Source organism: Pseudoalteromonas sp. R3 (assembly GCF_004014715.1).
In the GTDB taxonomy this organism is placed as follows: Bacteria; Pseudomonadota; Gammaproteobacteria; order Enterobacterales; family Alteromonadaceae; genus Pseudoalteromonas.
Genome location: NZ_CP034835.1, coordinates 1,609,607 through 1,633,652 on the forward strand (window position 1 = coordinate 1,609,607; position 24,046 = coordinate 1,633,652).

The window sequence follows — 24,046 nt, forward strand, 5'->3', positions numbered from 1 at the left end:
ATGATAGGCAGACTCAAAGGTATACTAGTAGAAAAACAGCCACCAGAGATCCTGTTAGATGTCAGTGGCATCGGTTATGAAGTACAAATGCCGATGACGTGTTTTTATGAGTTACCTCAGGCGGGTAATGAGGCAACAATCTATACTCATTTTGTGGTGCGAGAAGATGCACAATTATTGTTTGGTTTTAACCATAAAACCGAGCGAGCATTATTTCGCGAGTTAATTAAGGCTAATGGCGTTGGTCCCAAGCTAGCACTGGCCATTTTGTCGGGTATGTCGGCAGAGCAGTTTGTTCACTGTGTCAATCAGGGCGACTCATCTACCTTGGTGAAAATTCCAGGTGTAGGCAAGAAAACCGCTGAGCGTTTGGTGCTTGAGATGAAGGATAAATTGAAAAACTTTGGCCATGATCTGCTGACTCCATTCAGCGATGATGCCATTTTGGCACCTCAGGAAGATCCCACCGTGGCGAATACGCCTGAAGATGATGCGTTGGCTGCGCTGCTTGCGTTAGGCTATAAACCCGCACAAGCACAAAAAGCATTGAAAGCGGTGAGCAAACCAGGCATGGATACCGAAGGGCTGATCAAAGAAGCCCTGAGATCTATGATGTAAATAAGACTGATTAAGTAATTATGATAGAAGCAGACAGACTTATTGAGCCAGAAGTGCAGGGCAGTGAAGAGGCCGTAGACAGAGCGATACGGCCTAAACTACTGTCGGACTATACCGGTCAGCAGCATGTGAAGCAGCAGATGGAAATCTTCATTGAAGCGGCGCGCAGCCGTGAAGAAGCACTGGACCATTTGCTGATATTCGGACCGCCGGGGTTAGGTAAAACGACACTGGCAAATATCGTGGCGAATGAGCTGGGTGTAAATATAAAAACCACCTCAGGTCCTGTGCTTGAAAAAGCCGGCGACCTGGCCGCAATGCTGACAAATCTGGAGCAGGGAGATGTGTTGTTTATTGATGAAATACATCGCCTGAGCCCCCAGGTTGAAGAGATCCTCTACCCAGCGATGGAAGATTACCAGCTCGATATTATGATCGGTGAAGGACCGGCAGCGCGTTCAATTAAACTAGACTTGCCACCTTTTACTCTGGTGGGGGCCACGACCCGCGCAGGCTCTTTGACTTCACCACTGAGAGACCGTTTCGGTATTGTGCAACGTCTGGAGTTTTATTCTGTGGCTGAGTTGGCATCGATTGTGTCTCGCTCTGCGCATTTTTTGAATCTTGAGATCAGTGACGTCGGGGCGATTGAAGTGGCGAAACGTGCACGAGGTACGCCGCGTATTGCCAACCGTTTGCTCAGGCGGGTTCGGGACTTCGCTCAGGTAAAAGGGGATGGTAGCGTAGATGAGATGATCGCCAGTCAGGCATTGGATATGGTTGACGTCGACAAGTGTGGCTTTGATTATATGGATCGTAAGTACTTACTTGCAATTATTGAAAAGTTCACCGGGGGGCCTGTTGGTTTGGATAATCTGGCGGCTGCAATTGGTGAAGAGCGAGAGACCATAGAAGATGTTATCGAACCTTACCTGATCCAGCAGGGGTTTATCCAACGGACTCCGAGGGGGCGGATCGTTTCTGACAGAGCCTATCTGCACTTTGATTTAACTAAACCATCGGCATGAAGATAGCCTTCAGGCATTTATACTGAATCAGATTGAAGCGCTACTACAGCGCTTCTTTGCTTTATACACTATACACTTCTTCTATTCATCCAACGCTCATTCCACTTCCTTTATGTTAGCGCAAGAACTTGTATCTCCTTTTAGGGAGAGAGAACCAGATATGAGTAAACAGCAGGCAAAAAAAAGCCCGCACAGTGTGCGGGCGAAAACAACAAGTTGAAGGAAGTAATCCAGGGAACTGATGAGTCCGTTGAGGTGTTATCCAAAAGTTTCTCATCATGACTGCAGAATAAATCAGACTTCTGCGGCCTTAGTAACTGTGCATTTGCATTGAGAGATGCTGCTCGCTCAGTACGGGGAGTATAATAAGGTGAGTCGGGTATTTAATCAAACTAGAAAAATTACAGTTTTGCTATAAAAAAAACTAATCCGAAGAGTTGGTGTTGAATTACATTGTGTGAATCATAACCATAGGGTTGGTTGTAAGTTCATGTAAAATATGGGGTTGTCTTTATTATGCGCAATTTGTGAATATTAGATTATTTGTTGTTAATTGGTATTACCAATATTGTTTTGAGGGTTTATTCTATCAGAGTGAATAAAACATCGTTTTTATGCAGGTTGAATAAATAAATAAACATAATGAAGACTTGACTGCTCCGACCACATTAAATTTCTGTCACAAATACGCTCTAGGCTGTATGTTTCATCGCAATCTAAATGTAGGCACAGAGCGTTTTTAGGGTATAAAAGAGCAATTTAGGCTGGATATTAGGTGAAACCAATTCTCTACTCATATCCAGCTGGGCTTGCGGAGCGAGTCAGAACTAGGGGTCAAGTAGCTTAATGTGCGAATTATCGGCATTTAAGTGAATTTTACGGCATTGAGATTGTAAGCCCTTATTAGTGTGGTTAAACTACCTGAACCTTTTTGCTGGCTTACAGTCAATACGGTGAAGGCTGCCTTGGCCGAGAACACAATTATTTTCTAGGAGTATAACAACGTGGAATCGGGACTTAATTTCATAGATCTCATTTTAGAAGCCAGTATCCTTGTACAACTTGTTATGTTGACTTTGGTCGGCATGTCGGTTGCTTCTTGGGCGATTATCTTTCAGCGCCGCAGCATACTGGCGCAGTCTCTGGCAGATGCGAAAAAATTTGAACAGAAGTTCTGGTCGGGAATGGATTTAGGCAAGTTATACAATGAAATTACCGCTAGAGCGGGTAGTTCAAGCGGCTTAGAGGCTTTGTTTGTATCCGGTTTTAAAGAATTTGCACGTCACAAGAAGCAAAACACGGGTTCGGCGAGCATGATCATAGAAGGTACACACCGCTCTATGCGTGTTGCCTTATCTCGTGAAGTTGAGAAAGTCGAGTCTGGGTTGTCTTTCTTGGCAACGGTTGGCTCTATCAGTCCTTACATTGGTCTGTTTGGTACTGTCTGGGGGATCATGAATGCATTTATCGCCCTCGGTGAAGTCAAGCAGGCAACACTGCAAATGGTTGCGCCTGGTATCGCTGAAGCCCTGATCGCAACGGCAATGGGTTTGTTTGCGGCGATTCCGGCAGTTATGGCATACAACCGTTTTGCTAAAAATGTAGAAAAGCTGGAATCAAACTACATCAACTTTATGGAAGAGTTTGCCAATATCTTGCATCGACAGGCTGCCAGCTTAACTGAGGCTAAGCAAAATGTATCAGCATAAGAGACGCCGCCCTGTCGCAGAGATCAATGTAGTGCCATACATTGATGTTATGTTGGTGCTGTTAATCATCTTTATGGCAACCGCTCCGTTGATTACCCATGGAGTTAAAGTCGACTTACCACAAATGGAAGAGTCGGATTTGGTCGAGACTAAAGACGCGCCGCCGATTATCGCCAGTATTGATGCTGAGGGTCGTTACTACGTATCTGTAGGTACCGATCCGGAAGCGCCAATGGATGCGGTAGAAGTGGCTGCGGTCATCAAGCTTAAGTTACAGCAAAATCCCGATACCCCTGTAATGATAAAAGGGTCTGGTCGTGTGTCATATCAGGAAGTTCTGTTATTGATGGACTTTTTGAAAAATGCGGGCGTACCGTCTGTCGGGTTAATGACAAAATCGTTTGAGGACAGTTGATGGATGCTTTAACCAGCGGAATATTAAAGTCGTTTTTACTCCATTTCGCTATTGCCGGACTACTATTCGCGACTGCCAACTTTCAGTTTTCCAGTCCTACTGTTATGGAAGTTCAGCTGAATCCTGCCATTAACGAAATTGAAGAAGTAAAAGCGGTATCTGCCATCTCGGTTGACCAGCAGGCTGTTGAGCGAAAAATTGCACAGCTACGCGAAAAAGAGGCGCAGCAGAAGCGTGCAGAAGAGCAAAGGATACGTGATTTAGAGCGCCGAGCAGTGCAGGCCCGCAAGGATCGTGAAGCTGAAGCCAGACGGATCAAAAAGCTGGAACAACAACGTCTTGCTAAGCTGGAAGAAAAACGTAAAGCGGAAGCGCAAGCCAAACGCGCACAAGAAATTCAAAACAAAGAGCGTCAGCAAGCTGAAAAAGCGCGCCAGGAAGCCCTAGCTGCTGAAAAGGCTGCTAAAGCAGCAGCGCAAAAACGTAAAGCAGAAGAGGACAGGCTGAGGCAGGCTGAAGCGAAACGTAAACAGCAAGAGGAAGAAGCTAAGCGCAAAGCACAAGCCGCTGAAGAGGCACGCCAGAAAGCCTTGCAAGAGCAACTTCTTCAGGAGCAACTGGCACAGGAACAAGCGGCGAGAGCGAAAATCCGGCAGCAGCAGGTCCTGACCGAAGTGGACAAGTATAAGGCGCTGATTATGCAGCGGATCCAATCTAACTTGTTAATAGATGAAAAAATGAAAGGCAAGCAATGTCGCCTTAATATTCGCCTGGGCTTTAATGGCCTGGTGACACAAGCGGAATCACTGGGTGGTGATAAGCTGGTGTGTGAAGCCGCTTTGCGTGCTGTGCGAATGGCAGATACCTTACCTGTTTCTGAAAATAAAGATGTGTTCGAACAGCTTAAGAACATTAACTTGACGATAAAACCAACTCTATAAAGGAAGACCATGTACAACCATTTAAGAAATTTACTCTTGGTTCTGGCTTTCGCTGCGCAAGGGGTCGCTTACGCAGCACTGGAGATCGTGATAACCGAAGGGGTCGACAGTGCCAGGCCTATTGCGATAGCTCCATTCAAATACATTGGCAACGGCGAAGCACCAGCTGAAATAAGCTCTGTGATTGCTGCGGACTTGATCCGCAGTGGTAAGTTTAAGCCGGTAGCAGAAGAGCAAATGCCCCAGCTACCCACAACCGATGAAGAAGTGGATTACGATGCCTGGGTTGAGCTGGGCGTGGAAGCGGTTGTTGTAGGGACCATTACCCAGCAGCCTGCAAATCGTTATCTTGTTAAATATGAGTTGATTGATGTCATTCGTGCGCAGATCACCGGTGGTGAGACCCGTATGATGACTAACGGCAAGCTGATGAAGAGTCAGGATCATGTTTTGGAAGCACGTCAAAGTGTGATTGATGCCCAAAGTTTTCGCTACTATGCACATCAGATCAGTGATGTAGTCTACGAAGCTCTGACGGGTGAAAAAGGCGCGTTCCGCACCAAAATTGCGTATGTGATTGTGCGTGAAGAGCAGGACAAGCCTTATCAGCTGGTTGTAGCTGACTATGATGGTTATAACGAGCAGGTTTTATTGCGCTCTAAAGAACCGCTAATGTCTCCGGCCTGGTCACCTGATGGTAACAAGCTGGCGTATGTGACGTTCGAAAATCGACAGTCACAGATTTATATTCAGGACATTTACACGGGTAAGCGTGAGATCCTGACCAGTTACCCTGGGATCAATGGCGCTCCGCAATTTTCGCCGGATGGTACACAGATGCTGATTGTATTATCTAAAGATAAAGGCGGTGCAACGGAAGTGTATTTAATTGACCTGGAAACGCGTAAAGAGAGGCGTTTGACTAAGCACCGTAGTATAGATACTGAGCCAACCTGGCACCCAAATGGTAAAGAAATAGTCTATACCTCTGAAAGGGGTGGTAATGCCCAGATTTATAAGTTAAATTTAGATACAGGAAGATCACGGCGTGTAACTTTCGACGGCGACATGAACTTAGCCGGGTCAATCACGCCAGATGGTAAACAATTGGTAATGGTAAATCGCACTTTAGGTCGTTACCATATTGCCAAGAAAGAATTGGATTCTGGGCTGTTTCAGGTATTAACGCGCACCAGACTCGATGAATCACCGAGTATTGCGCCGAACGGCTCTATGATTATTTATAGTACCTTGCATAATAATAAGCAGGTACTGGCGTTGGTGTCGATGGATGGCCGCTTTAAGGCCCGCCTGCCGGTGTTAGACGGACAGGTTAAGGCACCAGCTTGGTCGCCATTTTTACAGTAATTTTGCTGGTAAGACTTATAAAAGATATAGGAATATACTCGATGCAACTTAACAAAACTCTCAAGGCCCTTTTGGTCGCGTTGCCTGTGATGACGCTGGCTGCATGTAGCTCTTCATCGGGCACTGATGCAGGCGCTGGCAGCGAAACAAATGCAGCAACTGCGAACAATAGCAGCAACGTTGATGTGAACACAGCTACACGTCAGAAAACAGCTGAAGAGCTACTGAAAGAAAAGTATGAAGCGTTGCGTCAAGAGCAAATCGTATACTTCGATTTCGACAAATCTACTGTTCGTAGCGAGTTCGTAGAGCTTCTGCAAGCACACGCTGACTTTCTGGTTAAAAACCCAAGTGTTAAGGTACTGATTGAAGGCCATGCCGATGAGCGTGGTACGCCTGAGTACAATATCGCACTGGGTGAAAGCCGTGGTAAAGCGGTTGCTAAGTATCTGCAGAGCCTGGGCGTGTCTGACAGCCAAATGTCTGTTGTAAGCTATGGTGAAGAAAAGCCAATGGACAAAGCGCGCACTGAAGAAGCCTTTGCTAAGAACCGCCGCGCGGTACTGGTATACTAATCGTTAAAGAGATGCTATGAAGCCGAATACTTTTTTGGCAGCCATCATCTTAGTCAGCGGGAGCTCCCAACTGTGGGCAGCTCCCGCTGCTGTATCTGATGCTGCTGGTTCTAACCAAACTATTGAACAACGTTTGACTCAGCTCGAGAGTTTGATGCGAAACCGCAATCTGATCCAGGCAGAGCTACAAACGCAACTTGACCAACTGCAGGACGAAGTGAGTCAGATCCGTGGCGTAACGGAAGAGCAAAGTTATAAGCTCGAAAAAGTGCTACAGCGCCAGCGTGAGCTTTATCAGGAAATAGAAACACGAGTCACTCAGGTCTATGAGCAAAGCAAGCAGCTGCAGCCAGCAGTGACTCCTGATAGCGCAACAGCTCAGGCCGTGAGTTCAGACTTGTCGGAAAATGAGGCGTATGACAGAGCCGTAGCGTTGATTATGAAAGATAAGCGCTATGACGCGGCTATTCCTGAATTTGAAGGCTTCCTCAAGCAGTTTCCAAATTCCGTCTATATACCGAATGCGCACTACTGGCTGGGTCAGTTACAGTCGATAAAGAATCAGGACAATCAGGCCATGGTTCACTTCCGTACTGTGGTTGATCAGTTCGCTGATTCTAATAAGCGCCCAGATGCGATGTTAAAGCTGGGAACTTTGCTCCAGAAGACAGGACAATCTGCACAAGCAAAAACCTTATTCGAAAATCTCATCAAAGAATATCCCAGCACAACGGCTGCAAAATTGGCAACAGAGCGGCTGAGCAAAATATAAATGGCTGATATTTTCTCAGAATGATTTAAAATTAGGCGCTTAGACGCGAAATTTGAAAAAAACAGGCAATTTCGGTTGCACAAGATTTTTAAATAAGTATTATAAGCGCCCGCAGCAGCCGATAGTGTTACACACATCTTGCAGCGAACAATTTAGTGGGTCATTAGCTCAGTTGGTAGAGCAGTGGACTTTTAATCCATTGGTCGATGGTTCGAGTCCATCATGACCCACCATTCAAATTTGTTATTTTTACTTTAAGTAAAGCCAGAGCGGGTCATTAGCTCAGTTGGTAGAGCAGTGGACTTTTAATCCATTGGTCGATGGTTCGAGTCCATCATGACCCACCATTCAAATTTGGTGTACTATTTAAGTAATTTCGAGCGGGTCATTAGCTCAGTTGGTAGAGCAGTGGACTTTTAATCCATTGGTCGATGGTTCGAGTCCATCATGACCCACCATTCAAATTTGGTGTATTATTTAAATAATTTAGAGCGGGTCATTAGCTCAGTTGGTAGAGCAGTGGACTTTTAATCCATTGGTCGATGGTTCGAGTCCATCATGACCCACCATTTAAATTTGGTATATTATTTAAGTATCTTTCGAGCGGGTCATTAGCTCAGTTGGTAGAGCAGTGGACTTTTAATCCATTGGTCGATGGTTCGAGTCCATCATGACCCACCATTCAAATTTGGTGTATTACTTAAGTATTTTTCGAGCGGGTCATTAGCTCAGTTGAGTGAGAAAAACGAAGCACCGCTTCGCAGTTTTCGAACGCGAGTCAGGACGACGACGCTAACCGGTAGCCGGAACCAAGCGTCAGGACGACTTAATGGCACTTTAACACCGAGCGGGTCATTAGCTCAGTTGGTAGAGCAGTGGACTTTTAATCCATTGGTCGATGGTTCGAGTCCATCATGACCCACCATTCAAATTTGGTGTATTACTTAAGTATCTTTCGAGCGGGTCATTAGCTCAGTTGGGTGAGAAAAACGAAGCACCGCTTCGCAGTTTTCGAGCGCGAGTCAGGACGACGAGCCGGAACCAAGCGTCAGGACGACTTAATGGCACTTTAACACCGAGCGGGTCATTAGCTCAGTTGGTAGAGCAGTGGACTTTTAATCCATTGGTCGATGGTTCGAGTCCATCATGACCCACCATTCAAATTTGGTGTATCACTTAAGTATCTTTCGAGCGGGTCATTAGCTCAGTTGGGTGAGAAAAACGAAGCACCGCTTCGCAGTTTTCGAGCGCGAGTCAGGACGACGAGCCGGAACCAAGCGTCAGGACGACTTAATGGCACTTTAACACCGAGCGGGTCATTAGCTCAGTTGGTAGAGCAGTGGACTTTTAATCCATTGGTCGATGGTTCGAGTCCATCATGACCCACCATTCAAATTTGGCGTATCTCTTAAGTAACTCTCGAGCGAGTCATTAGTTCAGTTGGGTGAGAAAAACGAAGCACCGCTTCGCAGTTTTCGAACGCGAGTCAGGACGACTTAATGGCACTTTAACACCGAGCGGGTCATTAGCTCAGTTGGTAGAGCAGTGGACTTTTAATCCATTGGTCGATGGTTCGAGTCCATCATGACCCACCATTCTTGCACAACCTCCTCTTGTTCATAATCTCTTAAATATTCCTTCAAAACTCCGACTTAAACTAGGATTATTGCCCCGATTTTCGTATAATTCGCGGATATTCCGTCATGTGGACTAGTGGTCGAGAGAATGAGTCTAGCAGAACAAATTATGCCGGAGGATTATATTTTTCCTCCAAAGCCTGCGCCTTTAACTAAGCAGGAACAAGCTGAATATAAAACCAGAATTAAAGCGTTGCTAAAAGAAAAGAACGCAGTCCTGGTTGCGCATTATTACACAGATCCAGAGATCCAAGCCCTGGCTGAGGAAACCGGCGGATGCGTTGCGGATTCACTGGAAATGGCGCGCTTTGGTGCCAAGCAACAAGATGCTGATATGATCATTGTTGCCGGTGTACGCTTTATGGGTGAAACGGCAAAAATCCTGACACCAGAAAAAACCGTTGTTATGCCCACTCTGGCAGCAACCTGTTCATTGGATGTAGGGTGTCCTATTGATGCGTTTTCTGCGTTTTGTGATCAACACCCGGACCGAAAGGTTGTTGTATATGCAAATACATCCACTGCTGTGAAAGCACGTGCCGACTGGATTGTGACTTCATCATGCGCACTTGAGATTGTTGAGCATCTGGATTCGGAAGGTGAGAAGATTATTTGGGGTCCAGACAAACACCTGGGTTCTTACATCCAAAAGAAAACTGGTGCCGATATGATCATGTGGAACGGTGCCTGTATCGTCCACGATGAGTTTAAAACCAAAGCGCTGAAAGACATGAAAGCCTTGCACCCCGATGCGGCGGTATTGGTGCACCCTGAGTCGCCTGCGGAGATCGTTGACTTGGCAGACGCAGTGGGTTCAACAAGCCAGCTGATTAAAGCGGCGCAGGAAATGCCTAATCAGAAATTTATCGTTGCGACTGATCGCGGCATCTTTTATAAAATGCAGCAATTATGTCCTGAGAAAGAATTCTTTGAAGCGCCAACAGCGGGTGAAGGCGCAACCTGTAAAAGCTGTGCCCATTGCCCATGGATGGCCATGAATGGCCTTAAAGCCATTGAAGAAGCTTTGATAGACCCAAGCGGAAAAGAAGTCTTCGTTGATATGGAGTTACGTGAAGGTGCACTGCGTTCGCTTAACCGTATGTTAGATTTCTCTGCAAGCTTACAAAAATAAGCTAAGTTGCATAGTTACTAAGCACTTAGGCGTGTTTTTACAAAAAATGCTTGCTAAATTGCAACACTTTTCATAGTATTAGCGCCGCACTCAAGTGGTGCTACAGCGCGGAGAGATGGCTGAGTGGCTTAAGGCGCACGACTGGAACTCGTGTATACGTTTATAGCGTATCGAGGGTTCGACTCCCTCTCTCTCCGCCATTCCTTATTTTGAAAAGGCGTCCAATCGGACGCCTTTTTGCTTTTTACTATGCCTTAATTCAACTTCACGAGTGCGCTATGTTGCTAAACTTGGTAGTACACACTTGGATAAAAAGCCGTTACTATATCCGGCATAAGTCGAGTCTGTGAGTTTCGAATGCAAGAAGAGCTACTCAATTCAGTAATTAAAATAACTAAAACAAGAGACATTGATTCACTCGAATACAGCCTGCTGTCTACAATTCAGGAGCTGGTAGGGTGTAAGCACTTATGTGTCTATAAAAATTTTAACACCCAAGAAGATCTCGCTGTTGAACGTAGTATTGGCTTGACTATGCACGGCGAGCGAGAATTTGAATGGCTTGACAGGCAAGTCATTGAAAAGCCTCAATCTGAATTGATTTCTTGTTTGCAGTCTTCCTGTACTATTACGGTACAAAGTGCTGATGGCATAGAAAAACGCTGGTTGCCTATCAATATCCATGAGACACCTGTTGGCGCGATTGAAGTACACTCCGGCGGCCTCGATAGTAATGAACAGGTATTGCTCAATGCCTTTGTACGAATCTACGAAAACTATCTGACCATATTGCACGAAAATGAGCGGGATAAACTCACAGGCTTATTGAATCGTCAAACCTTTGAGAAAAAGCTTAAGCAGTTGCTTGAGAAACAAGTCATCAAGCAAAATCGCCATATCCGTGATGACCAGGACCCACGGACTTTCCATCAGGGGGCAACATCCTGGCTTGCTATGATAGACATAGATCATTTCAAACAGGTCAACGACAACTATGGTCATGTTTGTGGGGATGAGGTGTTGTTGCTGGTTGCGCAAAAAATGCAGCAGTTTTTCCGTTCCACGGATCTATTATTTCGATTTGGTGGCGAAGAATTTGTGTTGGTGTTTGAGCCAACAGATCACGCGTCTATTGAGGTAAAACTGGAAAGATTCTTAGCACTTATACGTGAAACGCACTTCCCGTTTGTTAAAAAGCTCACTGTAAGCGCCGGACTTGCTCGGATCAGCCCTTATGATTTTCCAATTAATGTGTTAGAAAATGCAGACAGAGCATTATATTACGCAAAGGAAAACGGCCGTGATCAGGTCGCATTTTTCGAAACTCTGCTCAATACCAAAAAGCTTGAGCGTCACGACGAAGGCTCTGGGATCGATTTGTTCTGAGCTGAATAAGTAATCTGCGGTAACTGGAGCAGTTACCGTATTTCTGTTCCATAGACTACCTCTGGTAGCTGATTTGTCCGGCTCGTTGCTATTCACCAGTAAAATCTCTTACACTGTCTTAAGCCCTAAATCCGCCTAAAAAGCCCGAGACATCATTATGTTGCACATAATCCAATCAAATCGAATGGAAGCCCTTCAATCTCAGTTCACGACTTTGCTGAAGCAGGCGCCCCTGAAAGACCCCTTTGCCAACGAAGTTGTACTGGTTCAGTCTCCGGGTATGTCTCAGTGGCTTAAGAATGGCTTGAGTCGCGATATTGGTTATGCGGCCCAGGTAGAATTCCCGCTGCCACTGAGTTTCATCTGGCGCCTTTATCAGCAATTTCTGCCCGACGTGCCAAAAGAGTCCCCTTTTAACAAAAGCAATATGAGCTGGAAGCTTTTTACGCTATTACCTCAGAAGCTTGGACTCCCTGTATATGAGCCTCTGCGAGCATATCTGGAAGACACAAATGATAGTCCCCAGGCTGAGCTTAAGCGTTTTGCATTGTGTGAAAAAATTGCGGATGTTTATGACCAATATCTGATGTACAGGCCCAATTGGCTTGAACAATGGGAGCAGGGGGTAGATCCCCTGGATGATGTAGATGTTAGTATCGCCCCCTGGCAGCCTGATTTATGGCGGGCACTGGTCTCGCATACACACAGTTTGGGACAAAGCCCTTACAACCGGGCGAATATGCATCAGCTGCTGCTCACAAAACTCTCTGATGCGGATCCCTCTACTTTGCCAGAGCGGATCAGTATTTTTGGTCTCTCTGCGATGGCCACCAACCAGTTAGAAATATTTAATGCGTTAGCACAGAAGATTGATGTGCTGTTGTTTTTTTTCAATCCCAGTGAGCATTACTGGGGAGATCTGGTTGATGAGAAAACTCAGGCAAAGATCCTTGCAAAATACCAGGTTAAACCCACATTGGATGCTCAGTTACAAAAACAGGCAGGAGAGAACAGCTACTACAATACCGGTAACCCTTTATTATCTTCCTGGGGCAAGTTAGGCCGAGATTACCTTGAGCAGTTGCTTCAAACTGATGCTCGTTGGCTGGACGGCTTTGATGATCATTTTGGTAGTAGTTTACTGACTCAGTTGCAGCAGGAGATCTATCAGCTGGCTTTTAAAGGTGAGTCTTTAGTTGCCGATCCTCACTGGTATGTCAGCTCTGAGGGACGACAGGTTATCGACGAGAATGACAGGTCGGTGCTGCTCAGTGATTGTCACACACCTTTACGTGAGGTTGAGTTACTGCATGATCATCTGCTGAGTTTATTTCACGAAGACCCAACACTGACACCCAAGGATATCATTGTAATGATGCCTGATGTGGGCAATTACAGCCCCTATATTGAAGCGGTGTTTGGTAGTGCCTCGGGACCCAGAAGTATTCCGTTCGCACTCGCTGATATGAGCATAGAGCAGGAAAAGCCGGTATTAAATTCCTTTGTGACATTAGTTGGATTGCCATTTAACCGTTTTAGTGTGTCAGATGTGCTCGATTTGTTGGGTGTGGAACCAATCAGCAGACGTTTCGGTGTTGAGGCAAGTGAGTTTGTTCAGATCCAAACCTGGCTTGAGCAGGTCGCGGTTAAGTGGGGATTAAATGGGCAGCATAAGCGCGATTATGGATTACCAGAAATTTCTCTGAACACCTGGCGGCACGGGTTACAGCGGCTCCTGTTAGGAATTGCCAGTGCCGATGAGCTAACGTCCTATGATGAGATTTACCCTGCTGACGCCGTAGAAGGTATGGCGGTCAATACGCTGAGCAAACTGATTGCCTTTATTGAAACGCTGGAGCAGACTCGTAATGAATTGATACTTGCGACACCGCTGGACGAAAAAAGCACGGTATTGAGAAAAGTACTGGCTGATTTTTATGATCAGGAAGCGGAACAAAGTTGGGACCTATTACAATTACACAAGGTTATCGACGAGCTGGAAAAACACCATGAAAATGGAGACTATGCGGGCCCGGTCGATGCTAGAATTGTGTTGCATCAGGTGCGTCAGGGGATCAAAGATAAAGGTGTGGGGCAGCGCTTTTTGGCCGGCGCGGTGAATTTTTGTACCCTGATGCCGATGCGGGCAGTGCCTTTTAAGGTCGTGTGTTTATTGGGGATGAATGATACCGACTATCCGCGACAGGTGCAGCCAATCGGCTTTGACCTGGTGCCATATTCGCGACGTAGAAAAGGGGATCGCTCACGTAAGCTTGATGACCGTTATCTGTTTTTGGAAGCGCTGCTCAGCGCGCGCCAGCATTTGTACATCAGTTATTTAGGGCGCTCTTGCTACAATAACGAGCCACAGATGCCATCGATCCTGGTCAGTGAATTATGTGAGTACCTGGATCGTGCTTTTTGTTATCAGGATGATGCACTGCAACCCAGTAAGCAAATTTACCAGCAAGCCCCATTGCAGCCGTTTAGCCGAGAACATTATCAGAGCGGTCCATTACACAGCTTTAATCCTAATTGGTGCCCATATCAGAGCGAAGCTCAGACAGATGTGACGGAATCGAATTCTGAAAAGGTCATTGACGTTAGCCCACCTGATGAGTTGGAGCTGGCAGAGTTCCTGCGTGCCTGCCTTGCGCCACAGCGCTGGTTTTATCAATTTACTCTGGGGGTTCGCCTGGTTTCGCTGGAAGAGGAGTTATCAGATAGTGAACCCTTTGCGTTAGACCCATTGACGCGCTATCAGTATCTCGACGAAATTTTGCATAGTGAACTGAACGCGACTCCTTTGCCTGAAACGCAACTCTTGCAGCGTGCACAGTTGCCTCAGGCCAATGTTGGCGTGGTGGAGCTGCAAAAGCTAAAAGGGCGTATTGCTGGTTTATCAGCGCGCCTCAAAGGTGTGATTACTGAACCGTCAGAACCTGTTGAAGTTGCATTACAAATAGGCCCGACGCGTTTGCAGGGTTGGCTGAGTAATTTGTACCTGGGGCGCCAAGTATTTTATCGCACAGCCAGTATAAAAGGTAAAGACAGGATCCGCGGCTACCTTATGCACTTAGTTGCCAACTGCGTAATGCAGGAGGTAGAAACCCATATATATGGGCTTGACGAGCAAGTGCTTTTCCCCCGATAAGCCGTGATGATGCGTATGGGCAGCTGTCAAAGTGGCTGGCGTTTTATGGTAAATTGATCACTTGTGCGGTGCCTTTTTTCCCGGCTACCAGCTACGAATATTGTAAAACACAGAATATGAGCAAAGCGTTAAGTAAGTTCCAGGGAGGCCAATATGTTGGGTTTGGAGACAGTGAAGACCCTTATGTCGCTTTGAGCTTTCCATCATTACAGGCCTGCGAAACTGAATTTACGCAACTGAGTCGAGATATGCTGACATCGCTTATCGACCTTGCTCAGGAGTCCCGCTATGAAACGGCTTGATCCACAAACTATGCCTTTATCAGGCCACAATCTGATCGAGGCCAGTGCCGGAACCGGTAAAACCTATACCATTACCGGCCTTTATTTACGTTACCTGTTGGGATTAGTTGACTCAAAAACACAATCGACTCCCTTTAGTGTCGAACAGATCCTGGTGGTGACCTTTACAGAAGCGGCTACTCAGGAGATCAAAGACCGGGTGCGCAGGCGAATTGTACAGGCAAGGGATGCTTTGCTCGGTGATGAGTGCAAGGATACCTTGATTAACGAACTGCTGGCGCAGGTTGAAGACCAGGAAAGTGCTTATCATTTACTTGATGCGGCGGCTAAGTCAATGGATGAAGCGGCGATTTTTACTATTCATGGTTTTTGTCAGCGTATGCTCAAGCAACACGCATTTGAATCTAACCTGAGCTTTAATCTGGAGTTTATTCTGGATGACAGCGAGCTCTTCAATGCGGCTGTGGAGGACCACTGGAGACGATTCGTTTATCCCCTAGACTCGGATAAGACTGAGCTGGTGTTATCACATTTTTCACATCCACAGGCTTTAGCGAAACGCCTCTACCCGATACTCAAACGCGCAGATGCGCAGCTTAAGCCAGAGCTCGACCTGGCAAGTATTCTGGATCTGAGAACACAGTATCAAAACCAGGCTGTACAGTTTAAACAAAAGCTTCTGAACTCTGATTTTTTCCAGGTGTTGCGTGATGCCGGACTGGCTAAAAATAAAGCCCCTGGGCGGCCTGCGAATATTCAGGCGCTGATCGATTATTGCATGGGGGAGGACTGGTTTTTTGAATTTGGTACCAGTAAGCATTCGTTTGCATTATGGGGTGAGGCCCAGCTGAGTGACCCTAAAAACTATACAAAAACGGGTCAGCCTGTTATTCATCCAGCCGTGTCGTGGTTCGATGAGATGGCACAATTACACCAGAGTGTGTCTAAGGGTTTGCCAATCGCTTTGCTACAGCATGCGTTGAAAGAAGTCCGCACACTGATGAGTCGTTCTAAGCTGGAGCATAGCCTCATCTCTCCGGACGATTTACTGCACGATTTACATCAGGCATTACTGGGTACGCAAGGTAAGGTGTTGGCAGACAAAATAGCACAGCTTTATCCAGTAGCCATGATTGATGAGTTCCAGGACACAGATCCAACCCAGTTTGGCATATTCTCATGCATTTATGGTAGCGAAAATGGTCAGGGGCTGACCATGATTGGCGATCCTAAACAGGCTATTTATGGGTTTCGTGGTGCGGATATTTTCACCTACATCGGTGCTAAGCACCAGGTTGATCAGACACGACAGTTCACTTTGGATAAAAACTACCGGTCATCTCGGCGTGTGGTGTCAGCCGTCAACACCATTTTTACAACGCAGCCGGATAGCTTTATTTTCAATCGTGATATTCCGTTTATTGAAGTGGATGCTGCGGGCAAAGATGCTGACAATACCTTTACCCTGGATGGTATCGAACCACCTGCATTGCAGTTCAATGTGTTTGAAGATGATGAGGAACCCGTAACTTCCAAAGCCAAAGCTTATCCTATACTGGCGCAGGGCTTTGCCGCGCAAATTGCACAGCTTTTGACTTTGGCGCAGCAGGGGCGAGCCTGCATCGGTCAGCGCGCGGTACTGGCAGCAGATATTTGTGTGCTGGTCCGTGACAGAAACGAAGCGCGCGAAATCAAACAGGCTTTGCAGTCAGCTGGAGTGAGTAGCGTCTACCTGGCTCGTGACAGTGTTTTCTCGCAGCCCGTTGCCCAAGCCGTCTGGCAGTTACTCCATGTTGTGCATGGCAGTTATGATGAAGCTGCATTACGTGGGGTTCTGGCAGGGCCGTTGTTTGCACTGAATGAGCAGCAGATTTATACACTGCGCACTCAGGAAGGGCAATGGCAGCGCTATCTTATGCAATTCGCCCAGCTTAAGCAATTATGGTATCAGCAAGGGGCGATGGCCACACTGGAGTCTTTACTGGTTGATAATCAACTTGTATTACTTTGGCAGCAGGCGGGTTTTGAGGTTGAGCGCTGGCTCACTGACTACCGGCATCTGGCTGAATTGTTACAACATAAACAAATTGAGCTGGAAGGCACACAGCGAGTAATGCGCTGGTTGCAGTCTCAATGTGTCAACCCCAACTATGAAGGCACTCAGCTGCGACTGGAAAGTGATGCTGATCTGGTTAAGATCGTGACCATGCATGCTTCCAAAGGGCTTGAATATCCGCTGGTCTACATGCCTTTTGCCAGTGCTTACAGGGGATTAGATGACGCGATTTATCATGAAAACGGCGAGCTGGTACTCAATCTGGATGCTGACGAACATGCGCAACAGAGCGCTGAACAGGAGCGCCTGGCTGAGGATATCCGTCTGCTTTATGTTGCTCTGACTCGGGCAATTCACTATTGCAGTCTTGGTTTGTACAACCTGCCTCTGGGTCGCAGTAAAAAGCCGGGGATCCAGCAAAGTGCCTTGGGGTATGTGCTATTTGGTAATGAAAAAGTAACGCAAGCAACACAATGGCACGAGCAACTCAGGCAGTTGTGTGCAGGTAATGCAGAAATGGCTTACCAGACATTAGAAACAGTACCTTGTTTTTATCAGCCAACCCTCACTGAACAAACTCAGAATACACACACCCGGCCCGTCGAGGTTACCATTGAGCATAACTGGCGCATGACGAGTTTCAGCCAGCTTAGCTATCATGAGGCCAGTGCTGAGCGGCCCGTAGGGGCGCAAGATGAGAACCATAAAATTGACTTGCCTGAGCCGAGTGTGATTAAACGTCATACACCATACACTTTTGTCAAAGGCGCAAGAGCTGGTAGTTGTTTGCACGAGATATTTGAGCAAATTGACTTTACTTCTCCACATGCCCCTGCCTCGCCAGACAAGCTGACTTTAGCCGAAGCAACCTTAGCCTGTCTTGAGAAATATCATCTCGATACAGTGTGGCAGGAAACCGTGGAGCACTGGATCCTGGGATGTCTGAATGCGCCATTAAACCCGATCCCAGAGCTGTCACTCAGCCAGCTAGCCGTTGTGGATTGCCTGGTAGAGATGGAGTTTCAGTTACCGCTTAAGCGTTTGTCTTATACCAGGCTCAATAAGTTGATTGCGCAAATCACAGGTGCGCCCAGTCACTTGCGCTTCGATGAGGTGCAGGGCATGCTCAAAGGATTTATTGACCTGATTTTTGTCTGGCAGGGGCGATATTTTATCCTCGATTATAAATCAAATTATCTGGGAGATACCTCGGCCGATTATCAGGCTGATAATCTCGCACTGGCAATGAATTCCCATCAGTACCACCTTCAGTATTTGATTTACTCCGTTGCCTTACATCGGCTGTTAAAGCACCGCCTTGCCGACTATAGCCCACAGCGTCATCTGGGTGGCGTTTATTATTTGTTCCTGCGGGCACTACCCGATGGTGCCGGATGTTTCTTTACACAACTTGATGAAAGTACTTTGCTGCAACTGGATGCCTTGTTCGAGGCGGGAGAAGAATAATGACACAGAGTATGTTTGAATTCCCGGCCGACAATCTGGACCATCAGGCTTACATTGCACTGTTAATCCACGCCCGGCGCGTGCGTGTTGCAGATGTAGCACTGGCAAAGCTGCTGTGTCAGGAAAGATTTGACGCGGTATTTTATCTTGTTTTATTACTGCAACGCGCCGAGCAAAGTCAGCATACCTGTTTGTTGCTCACAGATATAGACTGGCAGAACCCGTTTTCGTTAAGCGCAGACGATATAAGTGCGTTTTCTGGCATGTCGGGTTTGGTGACTACATTACCCTATACCCCGTTTGATGATCCTGAAGTGGCATTGGCGGCACTGAGTGAACATCCTGCGGTAGGAGAAGGCAAGCCGTTGAGGCTGTTCGCAGGCCGACTATATTTGGGACGGCTGGCAGAATATGAAGCGTATCTTAGTACCCGTTTTCAATCGATGGCACAGCAATCCATCAGTCTGAATGAATCGCAGTTGAGCGATTTGTTGGACTATTACTTTCCTGACAATAATGCTCAGGGAGTTGACTGGCAAAAGGTCGCCTGCGCGATGGCAGCATCCAGCGGGTTTTGCGTGATTACGGGTGGCCCCGGGACTGGTAAAACGACCACAGTGACTAAGCTGCTAGCGATTTTACAATCGCTGTATGCCGATGTACCGCTGGGTATAAAGCTGGTGGCGCCAACAGGTAAAGCTGCTGCAAGGCTCAGCGAGTCAATAATCGGTGCTAAGGGGCGGCTTGCACTGGCCCCTGAGTTGGCTGCGAAGATCCCCGAGCAGGCCCAAACCATTCATCGTTTGCTTGGGGTCATCCCTAATACCAATCGGTTCATCCATCACGAGCAGAATTTACTGCATCTCGACTTGCTGATAGTAGATGAAGCTTCCATGGTTGACTTGGCTTTGATGAGCAAGTTGGTGAAGGCATTGCCACCTCATGCCAGACTGATTTTGCTGGGTGATAAGGACCAGCTAGCTTCAGTTGATACAGGGAGCATCTTGAGCGACTTGTGTGGACATCTGGTATTAGGATCTCAACCTGTATATACGGTCAACCGGGCTGCGTTTTTAAATCAAATGTGTTTCGCAGGTCGTGCAGTACTAAAAGGCAAAGCGACTCGTTATGTACTGGCTGATACCACTGCATTTTTGCAGCAAAGTCATCGCTTTAAAAGTGACAGTGGGATTGGGCAACTGGCAAGTGCTGTTAACCATAATCAGCCAGAGCGTTTGCAGCAGATTATAAATCACGGGTTTAGCGACCTGAGCTTTTATGGTCTCGGCGTGGAGCAATATAATGCCTTGCTTGAGCGTGCAGCAGATCATTACAGTGCGTATCTGAATGCCATTGAAGACAATCGTGATGTTGCAGATGTGCATACTCTGTTTGGCCAGTATCAGCTTCTGGCTGCGGTCAGAGAAGGTCCTTATGGTGTGTCAGAGCTGAATAAGCGGATTGAACAGAAACTCGCACAGCGCAGGCTGATTGTACCGTACAGTCGATTTTATGCTGGTATGCCAATTATGATTACGCAAAATGATTACCAGCTTAAGCTCTTTAATGGTGATATTGGTATCGTATTACCTGATGACGATGGTCAGCTTTATGCAACCTTCATCGATGAACAAAACACGGTAAGATACTATTACCCGGCGAGGCTCCCCAGTTTTGAGCTGGTTTATGCCATGACCATTCACAAATCGCAGGGCTCTGAGTTCGATTATACAGCGTTGATTCTGCCGCCAATCCAGCGAGCAGGAAAGGGGGTTAATCGTCAGTTGGTATACACGGGGATCACTCGTGCAAAACGACACCTGGAATTGAATTGCCAGCCACAGGTGTTGCAATTATCGATGCAGACACAGGCAGGACGGCATTCTGGAATGAGTGAAAGGTTACGTTTGGGTTAAATTTATGTTTTTATCTTGTTTGTTTATCTGATTGGTCTACAGTAGTAAATAACGGAGATGACAAACCGTGTTCATTACCGTTAATAACCCAGTGATTTATGCCGCCAGAAACCTGGCGGCATTTTTATTTAAGAGATGGGTGGTCTGATATTGGGACAGTGTTGACTTTTTCCGCGGATTACGGCTTTATAAAATAAAGTAATTACTCAAAAGAATAAGAACGATGAAATCACTTGAACAGCACCTTATCAATTATGCACTTTATCACAGAGATAAGCGCAATATTGCAACACATTTTGTTGGTGTCCCCCTGATCGTGTTCGCGGTTGTTTGGATGACATTTCTGCCATTTGGCATGTTTAATCTGGCCCAGGTAACCTTGTCTGCCTGTTTGATTCTAATTGTCAGCATTTACTACTTATACCTGTCACCTACACTTGGCAGTTGGATGATAGGGTTTTTGTTACTTTGTCAGGTAGCAGCCAATTATGCATTTGAGACAGTGGCTCAGGCGGGCATTGGCGTTATCTGGTTCTATATGACGGGACTTGCTTTATTTGTCGTTGGCTGGGTGATCCAGTTTATCGGGCATTATTTTGAAGGAAAGAAGCCGGCTTTTGCGGATGATCTAATGGGGTTATTGATAGGCCCCTTGTTTGTAATGATGGAATTATTAAATAAGGTCGGCTGTTTCAGAGCGCTTGAGCAGCGGATAAACAGCGAGGCCGGTCCATACCGGCCCTGAGATACAATGGCTAGATAGAAATCCGAGTTTCTAACTGGCACCCTTTAACAATGGTAATATTCTGACAATTAAGACGAATTTTACCATTGTTGGTTTCCAACACATAAGCCAACTCCGGTGCTCTGTCACCGCCAGCCTCAGTCAGCTGCTTACGGGCACGATGTACCATAATATTCATATGATTGGTTTGTACTCCCAGTGCTTTGGCGAGATCTTCTCGGTAAAGCCACCCCTGGGACTCTGTGTCCATACCATTTTGTTTATCATCAATACGTGTTCTGGCTAACAACAGCATAAGATAATGGTGTGTGCGGCAACCTAAGTCAATTTCCTGACCTTCCAGTTCCAGTGTCAAGTCCGTCTTTTCTTCATCCTGACTGACGCTGAAATTAAGGGCGATTGGTTTTACCACAGGCTGGTTGTCCAAGTGCTTGGTCATTGTTGATGTATTGGCACAGTAGAATAGCCATTGCTGGCCAAATAGAGAAACAACACCGCCATCGATCAGGGCTTGCCTATCTGAGGTATTGAGGTCTTCAAGGAACCAGTAGTTGAGTAACGCATCAAAATATACGATATGGCTGGCTTCTTCATCGTTGGGAAGCAAGATTTGGTTTTCGAGCTCAATAACCTGGTTTGGGTTACTTTGTGAAACCAGATACTGACAATTGGCATTTAAGTTAGCCACAACATAAGAGTTTTGGCCGGGTGCGGCAAAGTCTATTTTATCGTGCTCCGAGAGCTGATAAGGAAGGTTTTTATCGATCTTTTTGTCGTTGATCCAGATCCCGTTAGTACTGACATCACGGATCAACCAAGTGTCATTGGCGTGCTCGATAATGGCATGGTGCCTGGAAATGCCGGGCTTATCGACGAACGTATCTACATTAAACTTGTAGCGCCCAAAAGTGTGATAACTTTTCAGGTAAATTTTTTCTAGTTTCTGTTCATCGATTAAATAAGCCATAAATTTTTCCTAACTTTCCGTATAAGTGACGCACACGAATTTGAATTTCGGTGGAGATTCTACCTTGTTGAAGGGACTATTTCCTTAGTTACCTTCAGTTTATAAAAAGAACCCGCCGAAACGGGTACTGTTATTTCAGGAAATATTCACAATAATAAGGCCTGACTCATCAGGTCATTATTTGTGTCCGGGCAAAGACAATTGCGAACCTTAACATTGTAATCAGTTAGCTTTGATTATGCCATTACAGAGGATTACACCGAGTGATTTGTTGTCTTGCATAAAATGCAACTATGTTCCATATTTTCCTTAGAGTGCGGCCATAGTTAGGCAGCGGAGGAAATATGAGTGAGTACAAATCGCTACAAACGCTAAAGCTAGAAGGGGTCTATCAGTTTTGTGATTACTATGATGCAGAAGCGCTGAGCTTATCGAGTCCGGCAACTAAGGTAATTACTGATTTTGCAAGACGTCAGCCACAGATGATCCAAAAGGATGTAGACATAGATCATGCAGTTTACATGATGCTAAATGGTCACGTACGGTCAAAATTAGTTGTGGATCATGATGATACCTTCTTGGGGGTGGTAAACTCAAAGGACTTGTCGGGACGGCGAGTCTTATCAATCGCACAGAAACGACAAGTAGCGCGCAGTGACTTAACTGTTGAAGATGTGATGACGAAAAAGCAGGACTTGCATGCCATGCGCTTTACGACCGTTGCAAACGCTAAGATAGGTGATGTGTTACAGACGCTCAGAGAGCTTGGACAGCAGCATGTTCTATTAATGGATGAAAAAGGTGGTTTAAGAGGAATGATTTCTTCGTCTGATATTGCCAGGGCTTTGCATATGCCCGTAAATATCTTTCAAAAAGCTCATTCATTTAGAGACATTTTCGAGATTATTCACGAGCACGGAGAGTTAATGGCGTGATCTACATGATGCTGTCGAGGTAGCTAATAGCGCCTTCAACAGAAGCGACCTGTCCGTCAATACAATTCTGCGGTGTTGTATTCGGGCTGTCGGGGTAAACTTCAGTGGTTGTAACGTACGGTGCGTTTGTCATGCCCATGCACAGACCTAGTTTGGTGGCATCGTAATTAATGACACCAAACTGCTCTACAGGGACGCCAATCAGGGCATTATGTTCATCTGCTTCGGCAATGTGAGTGACTTTCTTTACAGTGCTGATTATGTGTCGCTGAAATTCTGCTTCAGGCTTTTGGCTGTGTCCAACCAGATAAAACCCATCCGGAATATTCCAGTTATGATTGACTTTGCCGTCGCGAGCCGCAAGCGCCGGACGGAATTCACTATTGTCCGTATCCGTAGTCTCATGTAAGTCGATATGAAGAATAATTCGCTCCTGGCAATCATTGACGTAGTCCATGGCGAGTCCGGACTCTTCAGCCGGACTCTGTGAATAGAAAGAGCGGTTAGGGTCTACAGCCTGAGGGTTCCAGCGGTTAATCGTTTCATAGCCCCATGGGCTAATACACGGTAGCACAACTAGATTAAATTTACCCTGATAAGTCTGGGTGTGCTTTTTTGCAAATGCCAGCGCTCCCAGCACGCCACTAGTTTCATAACCATGTACACCACCAGTTACCAGTACAATGGGTAGATCAGTTCGCCATGGCATAGATTTGAGCGCATACACTGGGTAGTGGCTGTCGTATTTTAGTACGCCATACTGCTCAACATTAAAGTGCTTTTTAAGTGCGTTGATAGCAGGCACTATGTCTTCAAAATAATCACGCTTTTTGGTTTGCTGTAGCAACCATTGTTGCTTCTCTTTCTGGCCCCAAGGTTTGCCAGCTTGTCCGATTGAATACTGTGCTGTCATAACATGTCTC

The 24,046-nt window shown here is 46.3% G+C and carries 16 protein-coding genes, 10 tRNA genes and 1 pseudogene; 25 read left to right on the forward strand and 2 right to left on the reverse strand.

Features of this window, described 5'->3' with window-relative positions; genetic code table 11:
* The 24 genes and pseudogenes from ruvA (at nucleotide 1) to ELR70_RS11940 (ending at nucleotide 21,221) form a co-directional block, all read left to right on the forward strand.
* Complete coding sequence (gene ruvA, locus ELR70_RS11825) at nucleotides 1–618, forward strand: Holliday junction branch migration protein RuvA (RefSeq protein ID WP_054014006.1); 618 nt, start codon at nucleotides 1–3, stop codon at nucleotides 616–618.
* A 20-nt stretch (nucleotides 619–638) separates the two neighbouring features.
* A complete protein-coding gene (gene ruvB, locus ELR70_RS11830) occupies nucleotides 639–1,646 on the forward strand; it encodes a Holliday junction branch migration DNA helicase RuvB (RefSeq protein WP_054014005.1) in 1,008 nt (335 codons plus the stop codon).
* Between the two features lie 1,004 nt (nucleotides 1,647–2,650).
* On the forward strand, nucleotides 2,651–3,355 hold the full coding sequence (gene tolQ, locus ELR70_RS11835) for a protein TolQ (RefSeq protein ID WP_046006726.1): 705 nt from the start codon (nucleotides 2,651–2,653) through the stop codon (nucleotides 3,353–3,355).
* Nucleotides 3,342–3,770: a protein TolR gene (gene tolR, locus ELR70_RS11840; protein ID WP_054014004.1), complete on the forward strand. Its 429-nt coding sequence runs from the start codon at nucleotides 3,342–3,344 to the stop codon at nucleotides 3,768–3,770. Before tolQ ends, tolR begins: the two co-directional genes overlap by 14 nt.
* Entirely contained in the window at nucleotides 3,770–4,711 is a 942-nt protein-coding gene (tolA, locus tag ELR70_RS11845) for a cell envelope integrity protein TolA (RefSeq protein ID WP_054014003.1), read from the forward strand. The genes tolR and tolA overlap by 1 nt, the downstream gene beginning before the upstream one ends.
* A gap of 9 nt (nucleotides 4,712–4,720) precedes the next feature.
* A complete protein-coding gene (gene tolB, locus ELR70_RS11850; RefSeq protein WP_054014002.1) occupies nucleotides 4,721–6,079 on the forward strand; it encodes a Tol-Pal system beta propeller repeat protein TolB in 1,359 nt (452 codons plus the stop codon).
* A gap of 41 nt (nucleotides 6,080–6,120) precedes the next feature.
* On the forward strand, nucleotides 6,121–6,654 hold the full coding sequence (gene pal / locus ELR70_RS11855; RefSeq protein WP_054014001.1) for a peptidoglycan-associated lipoprotein Pal: 534 nt from the start codon (nucleotides 6,121–6,123) through the stop codon (nucleotides 6,652–6,654).
* 16 nt (nucleotides 6,655–6,670) lie between these two features.
* Entirely contained in the window at nucleotides 6,671–7,426 is a 756-nt protein-coding gene (gene ybgF, locus ELR70_RS11860; RefSeq protein WP_054014000.1) for a tol-pal system protein YbgF, read from the forward strand.
* Nucleotides 7,427–7,583: 157 nt separating this feature from the next.
* Nucleotides 7,584–7,659 (forward strand) — tRNA-Lys (locus tag ELR70_RS11865).
* Nucleotides 7,660–7,697: 38 nt separating this feature from the next.
* A tRNA-Lys gene (locus tag ELR70_RS11870) sits at nucleotides 7,698–7,773 on the forward strand.
* A gap of 35 nt (nucleotides 7,774–7,808) precedes the next feature.
* Nucleotides 7,809–7,884: transfer RNA gene (locus ELR70_RS11875), tRNA-Lys, on the forward strand.
* Between the two features lie 35 nt (nucleotides 7,885–7,919).
* Nucleotides 7,920–7,995, forward strand: a tRNA-Lys gene (locus ELR70_RS11880).
* A gap of 36 nt (nucleotides 7,996–8,031) precedes the next feature.
* Nucleotides 8,032–8,107, forward strand: a tRNA-Lys gene (locus ELR70_RS11885).
* 168 nt (nucleotides 8,108–8,275) lie between these two features.
* Nucleotides 8,276–8,351: transfer RNA gene (locus ELR70_RS11890), tRNA-Lys, on the forward strand.
* A 156-nt stretch (nucleotides 8,352–8,507) separates the two neighbouring features.
* Nucleotides 8,508–8,583, forward strand: a tRNA-Lys gene (locus tag ELR70_RS11895).
* Between the two features lie 156 nt (nucleotides 8,584–8,739).
* Nucleotides 8,740–8,815 (forward strand) — tRNA-Lys (locus ELR70_RS11900).
* 130 nt (nucleotides 8,816–8,945) lie between these two features.
* A tRNA-Lys gene (locus tag ELR70_RS11905) sits at nucleotides 8,946–9,021 on the forward strand.
* A gap of 130 nt (nucleotides 9,022–9,151) precedes the next feature.
* On the forward strand, nucleotides 9,152–10,195 hold the full coding sequence (gene nadA, locus ELR70_RS11910; protein WP_054013999.1) for a quinolinate synthase NadA: 1,044 nt from the start codon (nucleotides 9,152–9,154) through the stop codon (nucleotides 10,193–10,195).
* 109 nt (nucleotides 10,196–10,304) lie between these two features.
* Nucleotides 10,305–10,395 (forward strand) — tRNA-Ser (locus ELR70_RS11915).
* A 157-nt stretch (nucleotides 10,396–10,552) separates the two neighbouring features.
* The gene (locus tag ELR70_RS11920) at nucleotides 10,553–11,581 is read left to right on the forward strand and encodes a GGDEF domain-containing protein (RefSeq protein WP_054013998.1); all 1,029 of its coding nucleotides are present in this window, start codon (nucleotides 10,553–10,555) and stop codon (nucleotides 11,579–11,581) included.
* Nucleotides 11,582–11,738: 157 nt separating this feature from the next.
* Nucleotides 11,739–15,037 (forward strand): annotated as a pseudogene (gene recC / locus ELR70_RS11925) (exodeoxyribonuclease V subunit gamma).
* Nucleotides 15,024–18,560 carry an exodeoxyribonuclease V subunit beta gene (gene recB / locus ELR70_RS11930; protein ID WP_054013996.1) on the forward strand — a complete coding sequence of 1,179 codons (3,537 nt, stop codon included), beginning with the start codon at nucleotides 15,024–15,026 and terminating at the stop codon, nucleotides 18,558–18,560. Before recC ends, recB begins: the two are co-directional and overlap by 14 nt.
* A complete protein-coding gene (recD, locus tag ELR70_RS11935; RefSeq protein WP_054013995.1) occupies nucleotides 18,560–20,476 on the forward strand; it encodes an exodeoxyribonuclease V subunit alpha in 1,917 nt (638 codons plus the stop codon). The genes recB and recD overlap by 1 nt, the downstream gene beginning before the upstream one ends.
* Before the next feature lie 223 nt (nucleotides 20,477–20,699).
* The gene (locus ELR70_RS11940; RefSeq protein ID WP_054013994.1) at nucleotides 20,700–21,221 is read left to right on the forward strand and encodes an Mpo1-like protein; all 522 of its coding nucleotides are present in this window, start codon (nucleotides 20,700–20,702) and stop codon (nucleotides 21,219–21,221) included.
* Between the two features lie 10 nt (nucleotides 21,222–21,231).
* On the opposite strand, the gene ELR70_RS11945 is transcribed toward ELR70_RS11940, so the two are convergent.
* Complete coding sequence (locus ELR70_RS11945; protein ID WP_054013993.1) at nucleotides 21,232–22,188, reverse strand: FHA domain-containing protein; 957 nt, start codon at nucleotides 22,186–22,188, stop codon at nucleotides 21,232–21,234.
* 344 nt (nucleotides 22,189–22,532) lie between these two features.
* On the opposite strand from ELR70_RS11945, the gene ELR70_RS11950 reads away from it, so the two are divergent.
* The gene (locus ELR70_RS11950) at nucleotides 22,533–23,123 is read left to right on the forward strand and encodes a CBS domain-containing protein (RefSeq protein WP_054013992.1); all 591 of its coding nucleotides are present in this window, start codon (nucleotides 22,533–22,535) and stop codon (nucleotides 23,121–23,123) included.
* 1 nt (nucleotide 23,124) lies between these two features.
* On the opposite strand, the gene ELR70_RS11955 is transcribed toward ELR70_RS11950, so the two are convergent.
* Nucleotides 23,125–24,036, reverse strand: coding sequence for a M14 family metallocarboxypeptidase (locus ELR70_RS11955; RefSeq protein ID WP_054013991.1), 912 nt, complete (start codon nucleotides 24,034–24,036; stop codon nucleotides 23,125–23,127).
* Nucleotides 24,037–24,046 lie beyond the last annotated feature (10 nt).

Excerpts from the sequence above, each read along its gene's own strand:
- tolA (WP_054014003.1), top strand. The coding sequence starts at position 3,770 with ATGGATGCTTTAACCAGCGGAATATTAAAGTCGTTTTTACTCCATTTC.
- recD (WP_054013995.1), top strand. The coding sequence starts at position 18,560 with ATGACACAGAGTATGTTTGAATTCCCGGCCGACAATCTGGACCATCAG.
- tolR (WP_054014004.1), top strand. The coding sequence starts at position 3,342 with ATGTATCAGCATAAGAGACGCCGCCCTGTCGCAGAGATCAATGTAGTG.
- ybgF (WP_054014000.1), top strand. The coding sequence starts at position 6,671 with ATGAAGCCGAATACTTTTTTGGCAGCCATCATCTTAGTCAGCGGGAGC.
- recB (WP_054013996.1), top strand. The coding sequence starts at position 15,024 with ATGAAACGGCTTGATCCACAAACTATGCCTTTATCAGGCCACAATCTG.
- tolB (WP_054014002.1), top strand. The coding sequence starts at position 4,721 with ATGTACAACCATTTAAGAAATTTACTCTTGGTTCTGGCTTTCGCTGCG.
- pal (WP_054014001.1), top strand. The coding sequence starts at position 6,121 with ATGCAACTTAACAAAACTCTCAAGGCCCTTTTGGTCGCGTTGCCTGTG.
- nadA (WP_054013999.1), top strand. The coding sequence starts at position 9,152 with ATGAGTCTAGCAGAACAAATTATGCCGGAGGATTATATTTTTCCTCCA.
- ELR70_RS11950 (WP_054013992.1), top strand. The coding sequence starts at position 22,533 with ATGAGTGAGTACAAATCGCTACAAACGCTAAAGCTAGAAGGGGTCTAT.
- ELR70_RS11920 (WP_054013998.1), top strand. The coding sequence starts at position 10,553 with ATGCAAGAAGAGCTACTCAATTCAGTAATTAAAATAACTAAAACAAGA.
- ELR70_RS11955 (WP_054013991.1), bottom strand. The coding sequence starts at position 24,036 with ATGACAGCACAGTATTCAATCGGACAAGCTGGCAAACCTTGGGGCCAG.
- ELR70_RS11945 (WP_054013993.1), bottom strand. The coding sequence starts at position 22,188 with ATGGCTTATTTAATCGATGAACAGAAACTAGAAAAAATTTACCTGAAA.
- ruvB (WP_054014005.1), top strand. The coding sequence starts at position 639 with ATGATAGAAGCAGACAGACTTATTGAGCCAGAAGTGCAGGGCAGTGAA.
- ruvA (WP_054014006.1), top strand. The coding sequence starts at position 1 with ATGATAGGCAGACTCAAAGGTATACTAGTAGAAAAACAGCCACCAGAG.
- ELR70_RS11940 (WP_054013994.1), top strand. The coding sequence starts at position 20,700 with ATGAAATCACTTGAACAGCACCTTATCAATTATGCACTTTATCACAGA.